At 52.3% G+C, this 17,705-nt stretch carries 19 protein-coding genes; 8 read left to right on the top strand and 11 right to left on the bottom strand.

Annotated features, from left to right (window positions below):
* Positions 1-96 precede the first annotated feature (96 nt).
* Positions 97-309 carry a cold shock-like protein CspF gene (gene cspF / locus QMG44_RS10120; RefSeq protein WP_025203826.1) on the top strand — a complete coding sequence of 71 codons (213 nt, stop codon included), beginning with the start codon at positions 97-99 and terminating at the stop codon, positions 307-309.
* Positions 310-412: 103 nt separating this feature from the next.
* On the opposite strand, the gene QMG44_RS10115 is transcribed toward cspF, so the two are convergent.
* The 5 genes from QMG44_RS10115 to QMG44_RS10095 all read right to left on the bottom strand — a co-directional run bounded on the left by QMG44_RS10115 (position 413) and on the right by QMG44_RS10095 (position 5,438).
* Complete coding sequence (locus QMG44_RS10115; RefSeq protein ID WP_014170701.1) at positions 413-1,129, bottom strand: ABC transporter ATP-binding protein; 717 nt, start codon at positions 1,127-1,129, stop codon at positions 413-415.
* Entirely contained in the window at positions 1,126-2,001 is an 876-nt protein-coding gene (locus QMG44_RS10110) for an ABC transporter ATP-binding protein (protein WP_014170700.1), read from the bottom strand. Before QMG44_RS10110 ends, QMG44_RS10115 begins: the two co-directional genes overlap by 4 nt.
* On the bottom strand, positions 1,998-3,272 hold the full coding sequence (gene livM / locus QMG44_RS10105; protein WP_020883360.1) for a high-affinity branched-chain amino acid ABC transporter permease LivM: 1,275 nt from the start codon (positions 3,270-3,272) through the stop codon (positions 1,998-2,000). Before livM ends, QMG44_RS10110 begins: the two co-directional genes overlap by 4 nt.
* 11 nt (positions 3,273-3,283) lie before the next feature.
* Entirely contained in the window at positions 3,284-4,198 is a 915-nt protein-coding gene (locus QMG44_RS10100; RefSeq protein WP_025203827.1) for an ABC transporter permease subunit, read from the bottom strand.
* Positions 4,199-4,298: 100 nt separating this feature from the next.
* A complete protein-coding gene (locus QMG44_RS10095; protein WP_281853078.1) occupies positions 4,299-5,438 on the bottom strand; it encodes a branched-chain amino acid ABC transporter substrate-binding protein in 1,140 nt (379 codons plus the stop codon).
* Positions 5,439-5,862: 424 nt separating this feature from the next.
* Here QMG44_RS10095 and QMG44_RS10090 point away from each other — a divergent pair, with 424 nt between their 5' ends.
* Complete coding sequence (locus QMG44_RS10090; RefSeq protein ID WP_020883362.1) at positions 5,863-6,531, top strand: YecA family protein; 669 nt, start codon at positions 5,863-5,865, stop codon at positions 6,529-6,531.
* Positions 6,532-6,562: 31 nt separating this feature from the next.
* On the opposite strand, the gene tyrP is transcribed toward QMG44_RS10090, so the two are convergent.
* On the bottom strand, positions 6,563-7,774 hold the full coding sequence (gene tyrP / locus QMG44_RS10085) for a tyrosine transporter TyrP (protein ID WP_086532352.1): 1,212 nt from the start codon (positions 7,772-7,774) through the stop codon (positions 6,563-6,565).
* A 247-nt stretch (positions 7,775-8,021) separates the two neighbouring features.
* Here tyrP and QMG44_RS10080 point away from each other — a divergent pair, with 247 nt between their 5' ends.
* Entirely contained in the window at positions 8,022-8,363 is a 342-nt protein-coding gene (locus QMG44_RS10080; RefSeq protein WP_025203830.1) for a hypothetical protein, read from the top strand.
* A gap of 53 nt (positions 8,364-8,416) precedes the next feature.
* Here the strand turns inward: QMG44_RS10080 and ftnA are convergent, their stop codons facing one another.
* The 3 genes from ftnA to QMG44_RS10065 form a co-directional block, all read right to left on the bottom strand.
* The gene (gene ftnA, locus QMG44_RS10075) at positions 8,417-8,914 is read right to left on the bottom strand and encodes a non-heme ferritin (protein ID WP_014170693.1); all 498 of its coding nucleotides are present in this window, start codon (positions 8,912-8,914) and stop codon (positions 8,417-8,419) included.
* Positions 8,915-9,115: 201 nt separating this feature from the next.
* Positions 9,116-9,454: a YecR family lipoprotein gene (gene yecR / locus QMG44_RS10070; RefSeq protein ID WP_086532353.1), complete on the bottom strand. Its 339-nt coding sequence runs from the start codon at positions 9,452-9,454 to the stop codon at positions 9,116-9,118.
* A gap of 103 nt (positions 9,455-9,557) precedes the next feature.
* Complete coding sequence (locus tag QMG44_RS10065; protein ID WP_232937560.1) at positions 9,558-11,711, bottom strand: HD domain-containing phosphohydrolase; 2,154 nt, start codon at positions 11,709-11,711, stop codon at positions 9,558-9,560.
* Between the two features lie 248 nt (positions 11,712-11,959).
* Between QMG44_RS10065 and QMG44_RS10060 the strand changes: the two genes are divergently transcribed.
* From QMG44_RS10060 to QMG44_RS10050, 3 genes are all read left to right on the top strand, one after another.
* Positions 11,960-12,598: an RpiB/LacA/LacB family sugar-phosphate isomerase gene (locus tag QMG44_RS10060; RefSeq protein WP_020883367.1), complete on the top strand. Its 639-nt coding sequence runs from the start codon at positions 11,960-11,962 to the stop codon at positions 12,596-12,598.
* 150 nt (positions 12,599-12,748) lie between these two features.
* On the top strand, positions 12,749-12,832 hold the full coding sequence (gene azuC / locus QMG44_RS10055; RefSeq protein WP_014832437.1) for a stress response protein AzuC: 84 nt from the start codon (positions 12,749-12,751) through the stop codon (positions 12,830-12,832).
* Between the two features lie 109 nt (positions 12,833-12,941).
* A complete protein-coding gene (locus tag QMG44_RS10050; RefSeq protein ID WP_014170688.1) occupies positions 12,942-13,193 on the top strand; it encodes a DUF2766 family protein in 252 nt (83 codons plus the stop codon).
* A gap of 49 nt (positions 13,194-13,242) precedes the next feature.
* On the opposite strand, the gene QMG44_RS10045 is transcribed toward QMG44_RS10050, so the two are convergent.
* Together QMG44_RS10045 and QMG44_RS10040 are read right to left on the bottom strand one after the other, a co-directional pair.
* Positions 13,243-14,586 (bottom strand): anaerobic C4-dicarboxylate transporter, encoded by a 1,344-nt coding sequence (locus QMG44_RS10045; protein WP_020883368.1) that lies wholly within the window; start codon positions 14,584-14,586, stop codon positions 13,243-13,245.
* Between the two features lie 176 nt (positions 14,587-14,762).
* The gene (locus tag QMG44_RS10040; protein ID WP_020883369.1) at positions 14,763-15,266 is read right to left on the bottom strand and encodes a non-heme ferritin-like protein; all 504 of its coding nucleotides are present in this window, start codon (positions 15,264-15,266) and stop codon (positions 14,763-14,765) included.
* 506 nt (positions 15,267-15,772) lie between these two features.
* On the opposite strand from QMG44_RS10040, the gene QMG44_RS10035 reads away from it, so the two are divergent.
* Both QMG44_RS10035 and araF read left to right on the top strand, forming a co-directional pair.
* The gene (locus tag QMG44_RS10035; RefSeq protein WP_032679709.1) at positions 15,773-16,330 is read left to right on the top strand and encodes a DJ-1 family glyoxalase III; all 558 of its coding nucleotides are present in this window, start codon (positions 15,773-15,775) and stop codon (positions 16,328-16,330) included.
* Between the two features lie 316 nt (positions 16,331-16,646).
* Entirely contained in the window at positions 16,647-17,636 is a 990-nt protein-coding gene (gene araF / locus QMG44_RS10030) for an arabinose ABC transporter substrate-binding protein AraF (protein WP_020883371.1), read from the top strand.
* Positions 17,637-17,705 lie beyond the last annotated feature (69 nt).

Raw genomic sequence — 17,705 nt, 5'->3', positions numbered from 1 at the left:
AGCCTTCCGGAAGGCTCACATAAAAAGTGTCACGCTGCATTAGCTTAAAATTAATTTGTGTGTATAGTTAATGCATGTTTTCTAAGAGGATCTTATTTGTCTCGTAAAATGACAGGAATTGTCAAAAGTTTTGATATGCACAGTGGTAAAGGCCTAATCATCCCTTCAGATGGTCGAAAGGACGTTTTTCTCCACATTTCAGCCTTTAATAACAACGAAAAAGAAACGCTCCTTCCCGGGATTCGCGTTGAGTTCTGTCGTATCAACGGACTCAGCGGACCGATGGCCGCAAATGTCTATCTTTCATAAATAATCAGCGAAGATGTTAATAGCGGTAAATTGAATCACCCGCGTCGTATCGCCTGACATATAGTTACATTTATGCGCGACATGCGTATGACACGCATATGAATTACACTCCGCCTAAATAGGCTTTTCTTACCTCCTGGTTTCCCAGCAACTCCTCGCCGCTGCCGCTGAGGCGAATTTGCCCGTTGACCATGACGTAGCCACGGTCAGAAAGCTTCAGAGCATGATGCGCATTTTGCTCTACCAGAAAAATGGTCATGCCGTTGCGAGCCAGCTCGCGCAGCGTCTGGAAGATCTGCTTAACCACTATGGGCGCCAGACCCAGGCTGGGTTCATCCAGCAGTAGCAGTTTAGGGCGGCTCATTAGCGCGCGGGCGATGGCAAGCATTTGCTGTTCTCCGCCGGACATGGTCATGGCTCGCTGTTTACGGCGTTCTTTGAGGCGCGGGAACAGTTCAAACATGCTCTGCATATCGTCGGCGGCAAATTGATTGCCGACAGGAATGGTCCCCATCAGCAGGTTCTCTTCAACCGTCATATCCGGAAAAATACGCCGCCCCTCGGGTGCCTGCGCTATGCCGCCGGAGGCCACATAGTGGGTAGATTTATGGCTGATGTCTTCGCCGCAAAACAGGATCTGCCCGTTACGAATACGCGGTTGGCCAAAAATAGACATCAGCAATGTCGATTTACCCGCGCCATTCGCGCCGATAAGCGCCACCGTTTCCCCTTTATGCACTTCAAGGGATACCTGCTTCAGCGCCTGGATCACGCCATAGAACACATCCACCTCGCGAAATGCCAGCAGCGGCTCATTCATAGGGTGACCTCGCTTTCATCGGTGCCCAGATAGGCGGCAATCACCTTTTCGTCATGCTGGATCTGCTCAGGTTTCCCCCGGGCAATCACATCGCCATGGTCGAGCACAATAATGTCGTCCGATATTTCCATCACCATCCCCATGTCGTGCTCAATCAGTAATACCGTTATGCCGTGGTTGTCGCGCAGAAAACGAATAATGTTACTCAGCTTATGTGTCTCTACCGGGTTCAGCCCGGCGGCGGGTTCATCCAGACAGATCATTTCCGGGCCGGTGCACATGGCCCGCGCGATCTCCAGGCGCCGTTGTTGACCGTACGACATCTCGCCCGCCAGGCGGTTGGCGCACTCCACAAGATCGACCACCTCCAGCCAGTAAAAGGCCCTGTCCAGCGCGTCGTTTTCCGCCCGTCGGTACGCTGGCGTATTGAATACGCCGGCCAGCAGGTTGCGATTGACGCGCATGTGCTGTGCCACGAGCAGGTTTTCCACGACCGACATCTCGCGAAAAAGACGAATATTTTGAAAGGTGCGCGCAAGTCCGGCGCGGTTCACCAGGTGAGTGCCGCCGAACATTTTGTAGAACAGGCGTTGCCCAAACTGCGCAGGGTGGATCCAGTCCCCTGGCTGGAATTTTTGCCCGAGGATCTGAATGACGTTGGTCGTCTTATTGCGCGTATTGAAGAAAATATTGCCGCCGGAAGCCTTATAGAAACCGGTCAGGCAGTTGAAGACGGTGGTTTTTCCCGCGCCGTTTGGGCCAATAAGCGCAGTAATTGAACCGCGCTGCACGTCCAGGTTGACGTCGTTTAACGCCTTGATCCCGCCGAAATGCATCATCAGATGTTCAACGCTTAATATCGTTCCGTTCATGGCGCTACGCCCTTACGCACGGCAAACCCGCTGCGGTTAATGCGGATCAACCCGCGTGGACGCCAGATCATCATCACCACCATCAGCATGCCAAACAGTAAAACCCGGTACTCGGCAAAACTGCGCAGCAGCTCCGGCGTCACCGTGAGCACAAACGCCGCCAGCACCACGCCAAGCGTTGAGCCCATACCGCCGAGCACCACAATCGCCAGGATCAGCGCCGATTCAAAAAAGGTAAACGATGTCGGGTTGACAAAGCCCTGATAAGTGGCAAAAAACACCCCGGCGATGCCGGCAGTCGACGCACCCAGCGTAAAGGCCGAGAGCTTGACCAGCACATGATTTAATCCCATTGAGCGACAGGCGATTTCATCCTCCCGCAGGGCTTCCCATGCCCGACCAATCGGCATCCGCGTCAGACGATGCTTGATATACAGCACCAGCATCACCACCAGGAACAGGACCGTGTAGATAAAGATAAACTTCATGTTCGGGTTGTAGGTCAGATGGAAAAATTCGTGAAAGGGTACGCCTCCTTCTTTGGCACGGCGGCCAAACTCCAGTCCGAAAAAGGTGGGAGGCGGGGCAGAAACGCCGTTCGGGCCACCGGTGAAGGTCAGCCAGTTGTTGAGGATCAGGCGAATAATCTCCCCAAAGCCAAGCGTGACGATCGCCAGGTAATCACCGTGCATGCGCAGCACCGGAAAGCCGAGCAGGGCGCCGGCCGCGGCAGCCATAATTGCCGCCAGCGGCAGCATGCTCCAGAATCCTAATCCCAGATACTGATACCCCAGCGCCAGCCCGTAAGCGCCGATGGCATAAAAAGCGACATAACCGAGATCCAGAAGCCCGGCCAGACCGACCACAATATTCAGCCCGAGACCGAGAAGCACGTAGATAAGCCCAAGAATGGCGACGGTGAGCACGTACTTGGTGGCAACAAAGGGAAAGCAGATCGCAAGGGCGATAATCAGCGGGATTATCCAGCGCATGCGGCTTTTGTATTCCGGCGGCCGGACATAAACCCCCGCGCTGTCGGCTTCAAAACGTGCCTGGAAACGTGCACCCGGAGCGGTGCCTAAAAAAGCGCTCAGCAGAAAACGGCCCAGCATCACGATGCCGACTATCCATGCGAGCCGCTGTCCGGCGAAATTAAAGCTGTATCCGTCCAGCACCACGCCGGCAATCGGGCCAAAAATTATTAACGCAATCAGCCCGGAAAAAATGGCGTCCAGAATGCAGCGCTTAAGCGAAAAGCCGTGAGAGGTCATCGTATTCTCCTTCACACTTTGGCGACAATCGGGCGGCCAAGCAGACCCTGAGGACGAAAAATCAGGATCAAGACCAGCAAGCCAAACGAGAACACATCTTTATAATCTGAGTTCACCATGCCGGAAAATTGCGCCTCGGCGACGCCCAGGATCAACCCGCCGAGCATCGCACCGGGCAGGGAGCCAATCCCGCCGAGCACCGCTGCGGTAAACGCCTTGATGCCAATGACAAATCCGACGTAGAAATCGAAGGTGCCGTAATTCATGGTGATGAGCACACCCGCCAGACCGGCCATCGCCGCGCCAATCACAAAGACCAGCGAAATGATTCTGTCGGTGTTAATGCCCAGAATGGAGGCCATTTTGCGGTCCTGTTGCACCGCGCGGCACATCCGCCCAAGCCGGGTATTGTTGATTATCCATGTCAGCAACAGCATGCCGGCGAACGAGGCAACCAGAATAAACACTTTGGTGTAGGTTATCTGAACGAACCCCTCACCGATATGCAGACGAAGTACGCCATCCAGCATCGTGGGCACCCCTTGCTGACGTGGCCCCTGGCTCAGCTGCGCGTAGTTTTGCAAAATCAGAGACATCCCGATGGCGGAGATAAGTGGTGCCAGACGGGTAGAGTTGCGTAGCGGCTTATAGGCAATGCGCTCGATAGTCCAGCCGTAAACACCGGTCACCACAATCGTGAAGATCAGCGTACCGAGGATAAGCAACGGGAACGACTGCAGGCCGAAGAAGGAGAGCAGCGCCAGGCCAATGGCGCAGAGGTAGGCGGAGATCATATACACTTCGCCGTGGGCGAAATTAATCATACCAATGATGCCATACACCATGGTGTAGCCGATGGCGATTAATCCATACACGGAGCCCAGCGTTAAGCCATTTATTAACTGTTGCAGGAAGAATGTACTCATCATAGCGCGCTCGTTATTTTAAGCTGCGCGGCACGCGCAGCCTGATGTTTATTACGCGCCGACAGGCGAACCTGCCGGCGTTGAGCGTGACTCCGTCCCGTTACTGAACTTCCTTATATTTTCCGTTATCGTCCCACTGATACACCACGTAGTCAGACACTTTCAGATCGCCTTTGCTGTCCCAGGCTTTTTTGCCCATAACCGTGTCGACGGCATTGGCTTTCAGCCATTCGCTGGCTTTGGCCGAGTCTTTACCGCCCGTAGCCTTGAAGGCCGTGGCAATGGCCTGAACGGAGGCATAAGAGTAGAGGGTGTAACCTTCAGGCTCGAATTTTCCGGCGCGGAATTTCTCAATGACCGCTTTCCCATCCGGGATCAGACGCGGGTCCTTACCAAAGGTCATATAAATCCCCTTGGTATATTGTGGCCCACCCGCCGCGGTCACCATCTCTTCGTTGACGATACAGTCGCCGGAGAAGAATTTCGCCTGCACGCCCTGTTCACGCATCTGGCGAACCAGCGGGCCGGCTTCAGGGTGACAACCGCCGAAGAACACCACATCCGGCTTTTGCGCGCCGATTTTTGTCACCAGCGCGTTAAAGTCTTTCTCACCACGGGATAAGCCCTCATACATCACATCCTGAACCCCGCGCTTCGCCAGCGCAGCTTTGGTAGCGTCTGCCAGCCCCTGACCGTAGGTGTCTTTGTCATGGATGATGACCACACGTTTGGCTTTCAGCTTATCGATAATGAAATCGCTGGCGACCTGGCCCTGCTGGTCATCGCGACCACACATGCGGAACATGTCGGTCATGCCTCGTTCGGTAATGAGCGGGTTGGTGGAGCCGGGGGTAATGGCAAGGATCCCCGCGTCGCTGTACACCTCGGAAGCGGGCATTGTGGAAGAAGAGCAGAAATGGCCGACCACCGCGTTGACTTTATCCTGGTCGACCAGGCGGTTGGCGACGGCCACGGCTTGTTTCGGCTCGCAGGCATCATCCCCCTGAACCAGCTTAATCTTCTCGCCGTTAATGCCGCCTGCGCCGTTAATGCCGCCTGCGGCGTTAATGTCTTCAGCGGCCTGCGTTGCACCGTGCCAGTACTGATCGCCATAGGTGGCGTTTGGGCCAGTAAACGGCCCGGCCACACCAATGACAATATCTGCATGCGCAGAAAATGCCGTCACCAGACAACCGGCCAGCACGAGAGAAAGGGGAGTTCTGATAAATTTCAGCGACATTATTATGTTCCTTAGCAAAGAGGTTTTTGCACCACGGCGTAAACCCGGACGCCGACGGCGCAGCCAATCCAAAACACGAGCAAGAACAAAATGCACTAAACGAACAAGATCCAGACAACGCCTGCGTAATACGGCGAGGTTTCCCTGCGCAGGTTCGCGCGAAGAACATTAAGCAAAATCGTTGCCAGAATGGTTAACCCATTGAGCGGGTTGTGACATGTTTGAGTATAGAGTGCGGTGATATGGCACCTTGTGGGACGCGATGAAATTACAGCGGAGATCACATATCGTTAACAACAAAGCCCATAAGTTGTGCAATGGTCACGATTTGCACGTTTTTGCAGCAATAAAGACCTAAACTTCAGATAGGAAAGCCGTGAGATATGTGTCAGGATCTTTTCCTTTTTTATCAGGAGTGTCAGCGATGACTGAAGGCCCATTGAATGAAAGCGAAATGGCGTGGCTGGAAGAGACATTAATGTCTTACGGTCATGACGATGCGTCCGTGATTGACGTGTCCGAACTGGACGGCATGCTTACCGCAGTCCTTTCCGGCCCTGTTGTCGTTGAGCCAGATACCTGGCTGGTGGCGGTGTGGGGTGGCGAGAAATACATTCCGCGCTGGAAAAACGATCGTGAAATGCACCGTTTTATCGATCTCTGCTTTAAGCATATGAACGACATTGCTGAGCGCCTGAGCGAATACCCGGATCAGTTTGAGCCGATGTTTGGTTACAACGATGTCGACGGCGAGAGCTATACCGTTGTTGAAGAGTGGTGTTATGGCTATATGCGCGGTGTGGCGCTGACGGACTGGTCAGCCTTACCGGAAGCACTGAAGGCCGATCTTGATGCGATTGCGCTGCACGGTACAGACGAGAACAGCGAGAAGCTGGATGAGCTGAGCGAAGACGAATATAAAGCCAGCATTGAGAGCATTCAGCCTGCGGCTCTGCGTTTGTACAATTACTGGGTGGACAACCCACAGCAGCCGGAAGCAAAAAAACCGATTGTTAACGGCACAAAGGTCGGGCGTAACGATCCGTGTCCGTGCGGCAGCGGGAAGAAGTTTAAGAGCTGCTGTTTGCACTAATAAAAAGGGGCTGATTTCAGCCCCTTTTTTGTTAACCCACTTCCGGTAGCATCCCTGCGGCAATCAAGCACTGCACCAGAATAATCATCACTCCGCAGGCAAACACAATGAGGAGCAGCGGTTTGCCGCCCATTACGCGGTACCCTTGCTGAGGATGCTGCTGGCGGCTCTTCCAGGCCAGCAGGGAAGGGAGCAGCAGGGCCAGCACGGATAACGCCACACCTGCATACCCCAGCGCCATCACGAACCCACGCGGGTAAAACAGCGCGAACGCGAGAGGAGGCAGGAAGGTGACTGCCCCCGTCTGTAAGCGTCCTGCGGCAGTATTACGACGCTGGAACAGATCGGCCAGGTAATCAAACAGGCCGAGCGCCACGCCCAGGAATGAGGTGGCCAGCGCCAGGTCGGCAAACAGATGGACCGCCAGCTCAACGTGCGGGGAGGTGACTACCTCGCGCAGTGCCAGCAGAAAGCCGTTCAGGCCAGCGTGTTCCGCCATCAGCCCGGTAAAGGTCGACGCGTCAATGCTTCCCAGCGTCACCAGTTGCCAGAAAATATAAGCAATCAACGGGATAGCGCTCCCCACCATAAAGACGCGGCGTAGCTTACGGATATCGCCGTTCATATAGCTCACGATGCTGGGTACGCTACCGTGGAAGCCAAACGAGGTGAAAATAACCGGGATCGCGGACAGCGCAAGCCCTTTTTCCAGCGGCAGCGTCAGCAGATTAACCTTGTGAACATGCGGTGCCAGCAAAACCAGCATCACAATCAGGAACAGTATTTTGGCGCTGAACAGAAAACGGTTAAACAGATCGACCAGCGAAGTCCCCACACAGACCACCCCCCCGCCAATAAGCGCAAAGAAGATAACGCCCGTTGAAGGCGTGATATCAGCGTCGAACCAGTCGTTAACGCTGGAGGCGATTAACTCGCCGGCGCCGCTGATATAGGCCGCGGTCAGGGCGTACATCAGAAACATCATGCTAAAGCCGGTTATCCACTGGCCATAGCGTCCCAGGTAGCGTGCCGCAAGAGAACCCAGGCCGGTATCCGCGGGCACATGCTGATAAACCTCAAGCAACAGCAGGGCGGTGTAGCACATCAACGCCCAGAGTGTGCCAAGGAGCAGCAGTGTCATTCCAAATCCAACGCCTGCGGCAGCCAGAGGCATCGCCAGCATTCCTGCGCCAATCGTCGTTCCGGCGACGATAAAAATACTTCCCAGGGTTCTGTTTTTCACGCATTCCTCTACAACGATTCGTAATCGCGACAAATTCTGCGGCGCAGAGTAAGGGAAAAGCCCCGCTTCGTCAAATGACCGTTACAGTGGGTGTAATGAATTATTTACGATATTTTTCGACTTTAAGTAATTTACCCGGACCTGCCCCTTTGGGAGGGGATACCTACTTCGTAAGGGCACTATTTTTGCCGAAAAATCAGGCGTAACTTAAACAATAACTATAAGTTTTCAAATAAAGTGAGGTCAGATGGCGGGAAATAATCCCTTTACCGCGGCGTGGAGCCGGGGCGGTAATTTACTGTGCCATGGTCACTGGATAATCAGCTGGCAGAACCAGGCCCTGCAGCTTCCTGAATCGCGTCGTGAAAAGGATATGGGCACCTGGGCCATTTATTCGATCATCGATCCTGAGGACGACACCTTTGCGCAGGGGCTAAAAGAAGATGAGTGGATCATCGAAAACGTAGACTGGCTGACAGATGTTTTTTTTGACGCCGGTATTCCGCTGGAGACGGCTAACTACCGGTATTTTTACCAGGCGGTCAATACGCAGGACTGGCGGTGTACAAGCTGTGCGGGGTGTATGTAAATCTGTGCGCGGAGAATAAAAAGTGCGGCGCTGAAAACAGCACCGCAGCAATATTATTTCTGTGTATCGAGGGTAGAAAGTTCTTTATCGATAAAGTAAAGACCTTCGCCTGTTTTCCCCACCAGAGACAATTTATCCAGCACGGATTTAAACAGTTTCTCTTCTTCGTGTTGCTCTGCCACGTACCACTGCAGGAAATTAAAGGTCGGATAATCCTGGCCGATCATTGCCGCATGAACAAGTTCGTTAATTTTTTGCGTAATCAGCTGCTCGTGCTCATAGGTCGCACGGAAGAGCTCATCAAGCGAATTATACTCGGCAAACGGGGACGCAACGTTATCGATGCGCGGCAGGCTGCCCGTGTCAGTCAGATAATCAAACAGACGCTGCATGTGGGTCATCTCTTCCTGCGCGTGGCGGCGCAGGAAGGCGGCAGCGCCTTCAAAACTGTGGTAGCTGCACCAGGCGCTCATCTGCTGGTAGAGAAGGGATGAAAAAAGCTCAAGGTTCATTTGCGCATTGAGCTTGTCGATCATTTCAGTTTTCAGCATGGTGACGCTCCGGGTTATTAATTCTGGTTCACAATGAGCGACACTATAATTTGTTATTTAATTATTTGCAAAACGTAAAATAATTATTTCTTTATTTAAAATACGAATGGGAATAAAACGCATTGCCGATTTATATTTTATTAATGAGAATTGTTTTTGTTCGTAGTGAAATACACTGCCAGTCAATACTGGCAGCACAGATTAATACCACGGGTTATTTGCCTTAGGGTTTACGGCAAAGCCCATGCATTTATACTGGATCGTCACGCTCTCATTGAGACACAGAGAGCCGCTGGTCAGGGTGCAGGTTTTAATGGGCTGGCCATAGGCAGAGGCGGTGGCATACCCCATGCTCTGACACGCTTTAGCTGCGGTGCCGTTATTAACATACTCATCGGAATAGGCGTTTTGCAGCATTGCTTGCCCGTAGTCGAGGCGGACGATGCCGTTTGGCGCGTCCAGGGTGCTGACCTCAGCCTGGCGATTAATGCTACAGCCCGCCAGCAGCAGGATCGTACCGGCGACGAAGACTCTTTTCATGGTTCGCTCTGAGTGAGTGGAAATACGTTATCGTACCTGCAGATGTGAGTCGCAATGCGAGGAATAGCCGGGCAATCTGCGCTTTCTCTTTGCGACGGGCCGTTTAGTCGGCCAGGCTGTCAAAAATGGTTTTAAACTTAAGATGATGCAGGCGAAACAGCGCAATAAGCTGCGGGTCAAAATGGCGGCCGTCACCCTCCAGAATGATTTTGCAGGCTTGCTCGTGTGTGAATCCCGGCTTATAGACCCGCTTTTGCCTCAGGGCATCATACACATCGGCCAGCGCCAGAATGCGGGCTTCCAGCGGGATCTGTTCTCCCCGCAGCCCCTGCGGATATCCGCTGCCATCCCATTTTTCATGATGGAAATGGATAATATTCTCCGCAACTGCGCCCAGCTCTAAGCCCTGAATAATCCGCCACCCTTTCACGGTATGAAGTTTCATCTCGGCAAACTCGTCCTGGGTCAGCGGGCCTTGCTTACGCAGAATACGCTCCGGCACGGCAATTTTTCCGACATCGTGAAGTGAGGCAAAATGTTCTATCTCACGGGTCATTTTGCGCGAAAGCCCCAGCTCACGCGCCATCAAGCCGCAATATCGGGCGACGCGCTGAATATGGCTGCCGGTCTCGTCATCGTGCGCGCGGTTTACCTTCTCCAGCGCCTGCACCATATTGCGGTTAACCATCCGGTTCTGGCGTAAATGGCGACGCATCATGATCAGCATACCGATGCTGAACAGGGCCACGATCAGCAAAATCACGCTGATAATCTTCAGCGTGTTTTTAGAAAAATCGGGTAAGTAACTCTGCTCATCCTGACGTTCTATTTGCGTGCGGTATTCTGACAGGCGATGAACCTGAGTCAGCAGATGAAAGAGCGGATGCTGCGGATCCACCCACGGGCCAATAATAAACTCAGAGCGGGTGACCCCCGCGACTTTCAGCACCCCGCGAAACAACTCGTTGCCGCGAAGCGTGGACTCCAGCGAACTGAGGTCGCCCAGAATATAGTCAATCTCATCGTTCTCAATCGCGTCGATAAGACCGTCAATGGTTGGCCGGGTCACGATGATCACATCGCTGCCAAAACGCTGGCGTAAATAGGCTGCGGCAAACGAACCGTCGATTACGCCGACGCGCTGGCTGCGAATACTCTCTTCGTTCCACAAGAAGGGCTGACTGCTGCGATTGTAATAGGCGTTGTGCCAGGCGATGTCGGGGCCGATACGACCCTGTGCATGCGCACTGTCGCTTCGATCAACGATATCAATCAATCGAACCGCCCACTGCTGTCGCGGAAGACTCGAATAGTGATCGATAAAATTGACATCAACCTTCATGCCCAGTAAATCGCGCATGTCGTTAATCATATCAATGGCTGTGCCGTGGTAGCCCTTGCTGTCCCGCCAGATAAGCGGGGCAAAATTCTCGTTTTTGGGCAGGTTGATCTGCAGGCGGTTATGCGCGATCCAGGTTCGCTCCTCCTCTGACAGGGTGATACGGCTTAGCAGGTAATTGCGCTTGCTCTCCTCCAGCATCGTGTTGATTTCGCCGTTGCGATACCAGGTGCCAATTAGCGCATTGATTTTATCCCGCAGGGGAAGCAGGTCAGGGCTGAAGGCGAGGACGACAGGAATGCGTAGCTCAGGAAAGGGCCGGGAGACCAGATAATAGCGCTGGGTATTTTCCATCTCCGGAGCGTCATTAATATAGAAATCAGCCTGGTTGTCGCTCAGTAAGCGAAAAGCCTCGTCGCTGGTGGCGACGAGGCGCAGAGAACGAAATTTAAGGTCGGGATAACGTTGTTGCACGCTGTCGAGCGTCGCGTCGTCTTTACGGAACAGCACCCGGGCATGACTGAGCTGCCCGGCGGTTGTCACCGTCATCGATGGACTGGCGGCCACCACGTCGTTATCAAATAAACGTGCTGAGAGAATTTTGGTTCTGGCTCGCTTCTCCGTGCGCAATACCCCGGCATACACGCCATACTCATTTTGTGCAAAACGCTGGCTAATATCGGCTCCGGAGAGCGGCCGCAGCTGCAGCTGCGTACCCGCCTGTTTATTGATGGCCTTAATCAATTCAGGATAAAAACCCTGCCACTCTCCTTGCGGTGTGCGCCAGAATTCGAAGTTGTTAGCATCAAAGATCCAGACCGGTACAGGCTCTTCTGCCCGGGCAGGGGGGCAAACAAGCAACAGACCCGTCAACGCGAGTAGAAAGAGGGAGCGAAGCATCCGGCAGCGCTGATTCACAGGTCAACCCCATACGGTTTTAGCGTGTACTTTTGCAGTCTAGCTAACGGGCTGAAGCGGCAACAGGTTTGCTTTAACTTTTTAATGCATGTTTGGCGTACGGTCTCATTCTCGCTAAATTGTGAACCTGTCTTTGTTTTTTTAAAACAACCTTTCATTTAATTTGAAAGGTTGTTTGTTTGATAGTAGGGTGAACAGGTAAAGGTATCCATAGCGGGATCTCCCGCCACGCATTCAGGAGAGATGAAATGAAAATTGCACTGATGATGGAAAACAGCCAGGCCGCGAAAAACCCAGTGATACTGAAAGAGTTGAAAACGGTAGCCGATGAAAAAGGGTTCCCGGTTTATAACGTGGGCATGAGCGACGAGAATGACCATCACCTGACCTATATCCATCTGGGGATTATGGCGAGCATTTTACTGAATGCGAAAGCCGTTGATTTTGTTGTGACCGGCTGCGGTACGGGGCAGGGAGCATTGATGTCGCTGAACATCCACCCGGGCGTCATCTGCGGCTATTGCATTGATCCTGCGGATGCGTTCCTGTTTGCTCAGATCAACAACGGTAACGCGCTCTCCCTGCCGTTTGCCAAAGGCTTCGGTTGGGGGGCTGAACTGAACGTTCGGTTTATCTTTGAAAAAGCGTTCACTGGTCGAAACGGTGAAGGTTATCCGCCCGAGCGCAAAGAGCCGCAGGTGCGTAACGCCGGTATTCTGAACCAGGTTAAAGCGGCGGTCGTGAAAGAAAACTATCTGGATACGCTGCGCGCAATCGATCCCGAGCTGGTGAAGACGGCCGTTTCGGGTCAACGTTTCCAGCAGTGCTTCTTTGAGAATTGCCAGGACAAAGAGATTGAAGCTTTTGTTCGCGGGATCGTAGGCTGACGCTTTCAGGTGCCGTGAGCCCCACTTTTCAGGTTTGGCACGAAGAATAAAATTGTGATGCGCGTCACAAAAATATTGATTTTTGTGACGATGGTCATATTATAAGCACATTGACGATAAAGTTGTATAACAAGTTAATGGAGCTACCTGATGAAACTTCGCAAAATCCTGAAAAGTATGTGGGCTAACTACTGCAACACTTTTAAAGATGTGCCACCGGGCGCAATGTTCTGATGAAAAAAACCTGCTTCGGCGGGTTTTTTTGTGCCCGTAAGCGACGAGAGGGAGATGAATGGGCCTGCGTTTTGTTACTATGGCGGCCTTTAAATAAGGAGAAAGCCCCATGTCACAAAACCTGAGCGCCGATCAGGAACTGGTGTCTGACGTTGTCGCCTGTCAGTTAGTTATCAAACAAATCCTTGATGTCCTGGACGTTATTGCGCCGGTTGAAGTGCGCGAGAAGATGTCCACGCAGCTGAAAAATATCGATTTCAACAGCCATCCCGCTGCGGCTGACCCGGTCACGCTTCGCGCTATTCAGAAAGCTATCGCGCTGATTGAACTGCGATTCACGCCGCAGGGCGAGTCTCACTAAAGCCCGCCTGACGCTAAAAAGGGCGACCGTTTGTCGCCCTTCGCTCACCTTAAAAGAACGTCTGTACCAGCAGATAGCTCGCCGCACACGCGCAGCTAACGCCAATTAATCCCGGCAGAATAAAGCTGTGGTTAATGATAAATTTGCCGATGCGGGTTGTGCCCGAACGGTCAAAGCCGATGCAGGCTAAATCGCTTGGGTAGGTCGGCAGGACAAAATAGCCGTAAGAGGCCGGGAAAAAGGCGATCAGCATTTTCGGGTCGATTCCCAGCATCAGCCCCATAGGCGCAACGGCCGTCAGGGCTGCCGCCTGGCTGTTCACCAGCTTTGATACCAGGAACAGCACAATCGCGTAGGTCCACGGATGGCTTTTCACCACGCCTTCCAGCGCCAGCTTTAACTCATCAAGATGCGCCTGGAAAAAGGTATCGCTCATCCACGCCACCCCGAACACCGAGAAGATCGCGACCATACCCGCCTTAAACACCGCGCCGTTAGAAATGGCAGACGCATTGACCTTGCAGGCCATCAGCATTACGGCACCGGCAATTAACATCATCATCTGGATGACAAGGTTCATCGACAACGCCGTCATTTTTCCTTTTATCTCAAATGCAGGGCGCAGGTCAGGGAATGCCCCCAGCAGGACAACCACGGCAATGCCGGCGAAGAAAATCCACGTGGACCAGTAGGCCTGTTTTGGAAAACGTTGATTCATTAACGTTTCCGTCCCGCCGTAGATGAATTCACGCTGCTTCGGATCTTTGAGCTTTTCCTGAAACTCCTTATCGTCCGCTAACGCTTTCCCACGACGCAAACTCCACAGCGCAGCAATCGCCACACCGAACAGTGAGGCAGGAACCGAGACGGCGAGAATTTCCAGTATTCCCCACGCGTGGCCGAGCCCATGCTGCGCGCCCAGAATGGAGACCAGTGACACAACGGCCACGGAGACCGGCGAGGCCGTAATTGCCATCTGCGATGCCACTGATGCCACGGCCATTGGGCGTTCCGGGCGGATCCCTTTTTTCAGGGCGATATCCGCAATGATGGGAAACATGGTGTACACCACGTGTCCGGTCCCGCAGAGAAAGGTCAGCATCCAGGTGGTAAAAGGGGCGAGAAGCGTGATGTGTTGAGGATGTTTGCGCAGCAGGCGCTCAGCAAATTGCATCATGACGTTCAGGCCGCCTGCGGTCTGAAGCGTTGCGGCACACCCAATGACGGCGAGAATGGTCAGCATCACGTCAACCGGCGGTTTGCCGGGTTGCAGACCAAAGACAAAACATAAAATAAAAAGGCCAATACCGCTTATCAACCCAAGCCCCATGCCGCCGAAACGCGTACCTGTCAGCAGGCAGAGGAGGATGACAATAAACTCAATGGTGATCATGATGCTCCCTCGTCAATGATAATGTAATTAAATAAATCATTACATGTTGTGTGGTTAATCATTGAGAGCGAGATCTGATTTGTTAAATCTTAGCAAAAGCAGAAGGTTGGCGACGAGAGGGGGAACCTGCTCCCGGTAGGCCGAAAAGCGCGCCTGGCAGGGAGCAGGAAAAATGATCAGTGGTGCTGTACCGTCACAAGGTCAAGCAGATGACGGTCGGTTTGTTCCGGACATAAACCCGCCTGCTGCGCGTTATGGATTTCGTCCGCCAGCGTTTTGAGCAGCATGCCGTCCTGCTGTTGCGCTTTATCCATATCGCGTAAGAATTTAAGGGTTTTGGTGTCGTGTTGTGCTCTGGCTTCATCGGCCAGCTTGTTAAGCGTGCTGCAACGCTGTTCGTACTGTTCCAGCGTTTTCTCAAACAATTCTTCCAGAGAAGAGTAGTTATCGTCGATCGTATCAAGCGCTTTTACGGTTGGGTTCGCCCCTGCGGCTTTCATGAAGTTAAAAACACGCATCATATGGGTAACGTTGCTTTGCGCCTGGCTGCGAAAAAAAGTGGCAGAGCCATTGAGACTGTTTTCGGAACACCACGAGCTGATATGCAGGTGCAGATTCGAGGCATAGAACTCGAGGTTCAACTGGGCATTGAGTTTTTGCATCATCGTTTGGGTAGTCATACTCATATCCTTATTGACTGTGGGACGTGATGTCCGCGGCTAACCTGACCCGGCAGGCACATATAATGGAATGCAGAAATGGCATTTCTGCGGCGACAAAAGTCGATCGAATATTCACTTCCTGTGTTCGATATAAATAAGCATACCCTTGTATTCTGTCTAAGAAAACTCTTAATTAGGCTGTGTTTACCATACATTACAAAATTTAATATAGTACAGAAATGAAAACAGGTGGATATAAATTAACATATTGATAACTAATTGATTTTTATGTGTTTGTGTATTGTTTGTCTCGTTTTTTCAAGAGTGAAAATATTAAGGCAACAGAATCTTCTGTGACGATGTGAAAAACAGATCAATCAATCAGGATATATTTTGAGGAATAAAATTGCGCTAAATCAATTTATCGCTAAAAGATGAGTGTGTGATCGCCGTGCAAGATTGTTCTTAATGATTATGTAAAAATGAAACACTGTTTTATCTTGTTTCAATCATTGAGGTTTATGATGGCAAAGGTTGCGGTGCTGTTGGCACCCGGTTTTGAGGAAGCAGAGGCGATTATCACCATTGATATTTTGCGCCGGCTGAACATCGACGTGGAAACTCTGGCCTGCGCGCAGTCGCGTGCAGTGGTCAGTTACCATAACATTCCCATGGTGGCAGACAGCACCTTATCAGAACGCAGCGATTCGCTTTACGATGCGATTGTTCTACCCGGGGGACCCCAGGGCAGCGCAAATCTGGCCGCGGATCCGCAGGTTATCCGTTTTATTTCTGCACATGACGCGCGCGGAAAACTGATTTGCCCTATTTGTTCAGCAGCGGCGCGCGTGCTGGGGGGAAATGGGCTGCTTCGGGGGCGTCGCTACGTCTGCTCCGGGGATTTATGGGAGACGGTAAAAGACGGTGAATATGTGGATGCACCGGTCGTTCAGGATAAAAACCTGCTCAGCGGCAAAGGTCTTGGTCATGCGTTTGACTTTGCGCTGGCCCTGGCTGCTCGACTGTTGGGTGACGAAACGCCCGTTCGCGATCACGCTGACCACATCTATTACGCCTGGTAAATTTCCCGCCGGATGCTAGAGCGTCCGGCGCTCAGGGACTTCTTAGCTGATCTTATGGATAATTCTGCTTAACCCCGTTTCATTTGTCCGACAATTCCTGCCGTTTTTATGTCATTTTCCGCTGAATTTATGTACGCAATTACTGTAATTCTGCGGTGTGATGGCGCTCTCTTATGGATGATTAATTTCCCGCTAAAACTATCACCAGCAATAACGCTTATGACGAGGTAAGCGCTAATGCCTTGTTTTAAGTCCGATTAAATAAGAAGCACGCAAATATTCCCTACAGAAAAGAATGCTAAAGCTGGAGTTTACCATGCACAAATTTACTAAAGCGCTGGCGGCCGTTGGTCTGGCTGCTGTTATGTCACAATCCGCTATCGCAGAGAATTTAAAACTCGGTTTTTTGGTAAAACAGCCAGAAGAGCCGTGGTTCCAGACTGAGTGGAAATTCGCCGATAAAGCCGGAAAAGATTTAGGTTTTGACGTCATTAAAATCGCCGTCCCTGACGGTGAAAAAACCCTGAACGCCATCGACAGCCTGGCGGCCAGCGGTGCGAAAGGTTTCGTTATCTGTACACCCGATCCAAAACTGGGATCGGCAATTGCGGCTAAAGCGCGCGGTTACGACATGAAGGTTATTGCCGTTGACGATCAGTTCGTCAATGCCAAAGGCAAGCCAATGGACACCGTGCCGCTGGTAATGATGGCCGCGACCAAAATTGGTGAGCGCCAGGGTCAGGAACTCTATAAAGAGATGCAAAAGCGCGGCTGGGATGTAAAAGAGACGGGCGTCATGGCCATCACGGCTGATGAGCTGGATACTGCACGTCGTCGTACTACCGGTTCCATGGACGCTCTGAAAGCCGCCGGCTTCCCGGAAAAACAGATCTATAAAGTTCCTACCAAATCCAACGATATCCCCGGCGCGTTCGACGCCGCGAACTCAATGCTGGTTCAACACCCGGAAGTTAAACACTGGCTGGTGGTCGGTATGAACGACAACACCGTGCTGGGTGGCGTGCGTGCGACAGAAGGTCAGGGCTTTAAAGCTCCGGATGTTATCGGTATTGGCATCAACGGCGTTGACGCCGTCAGCGAACTGTCCAAAGCGCAGGCGACCGGCTTCTACGGCTCTCTGCTGCCAAGCCCGGACGTACACGGCTACAAATCCAGTGAAATGCTCTACAACTGGGTGACCAAAGGGGCTGAACCGCCGAAATTTACTGAAGTGACCGACGTGGTGCTGATTACCCGCGACAACTTCAAGGAGGAACTGGCGAAAAAAGGACTGGGCGGTAAGTAATACGCTGTGATTGCGCCCCTCATTCACCATGAGGGGCCAGACGTACACACTACAGGAATCACGGAGACG

Source organism: Enterobacter sp. 200527-13, from assembly GCF_027924865.1.
Classification (GTDB): domain Bacteria; phylum Pseudomonadota; class Gammaproteobacteria; order Enterobacterales; family Enterobacteriaceae; genus Enterobacter; species Enterobacter ludwigii.
This window is presented reverse-complemented; position numbering and strand designations above follow the sequence as displayed.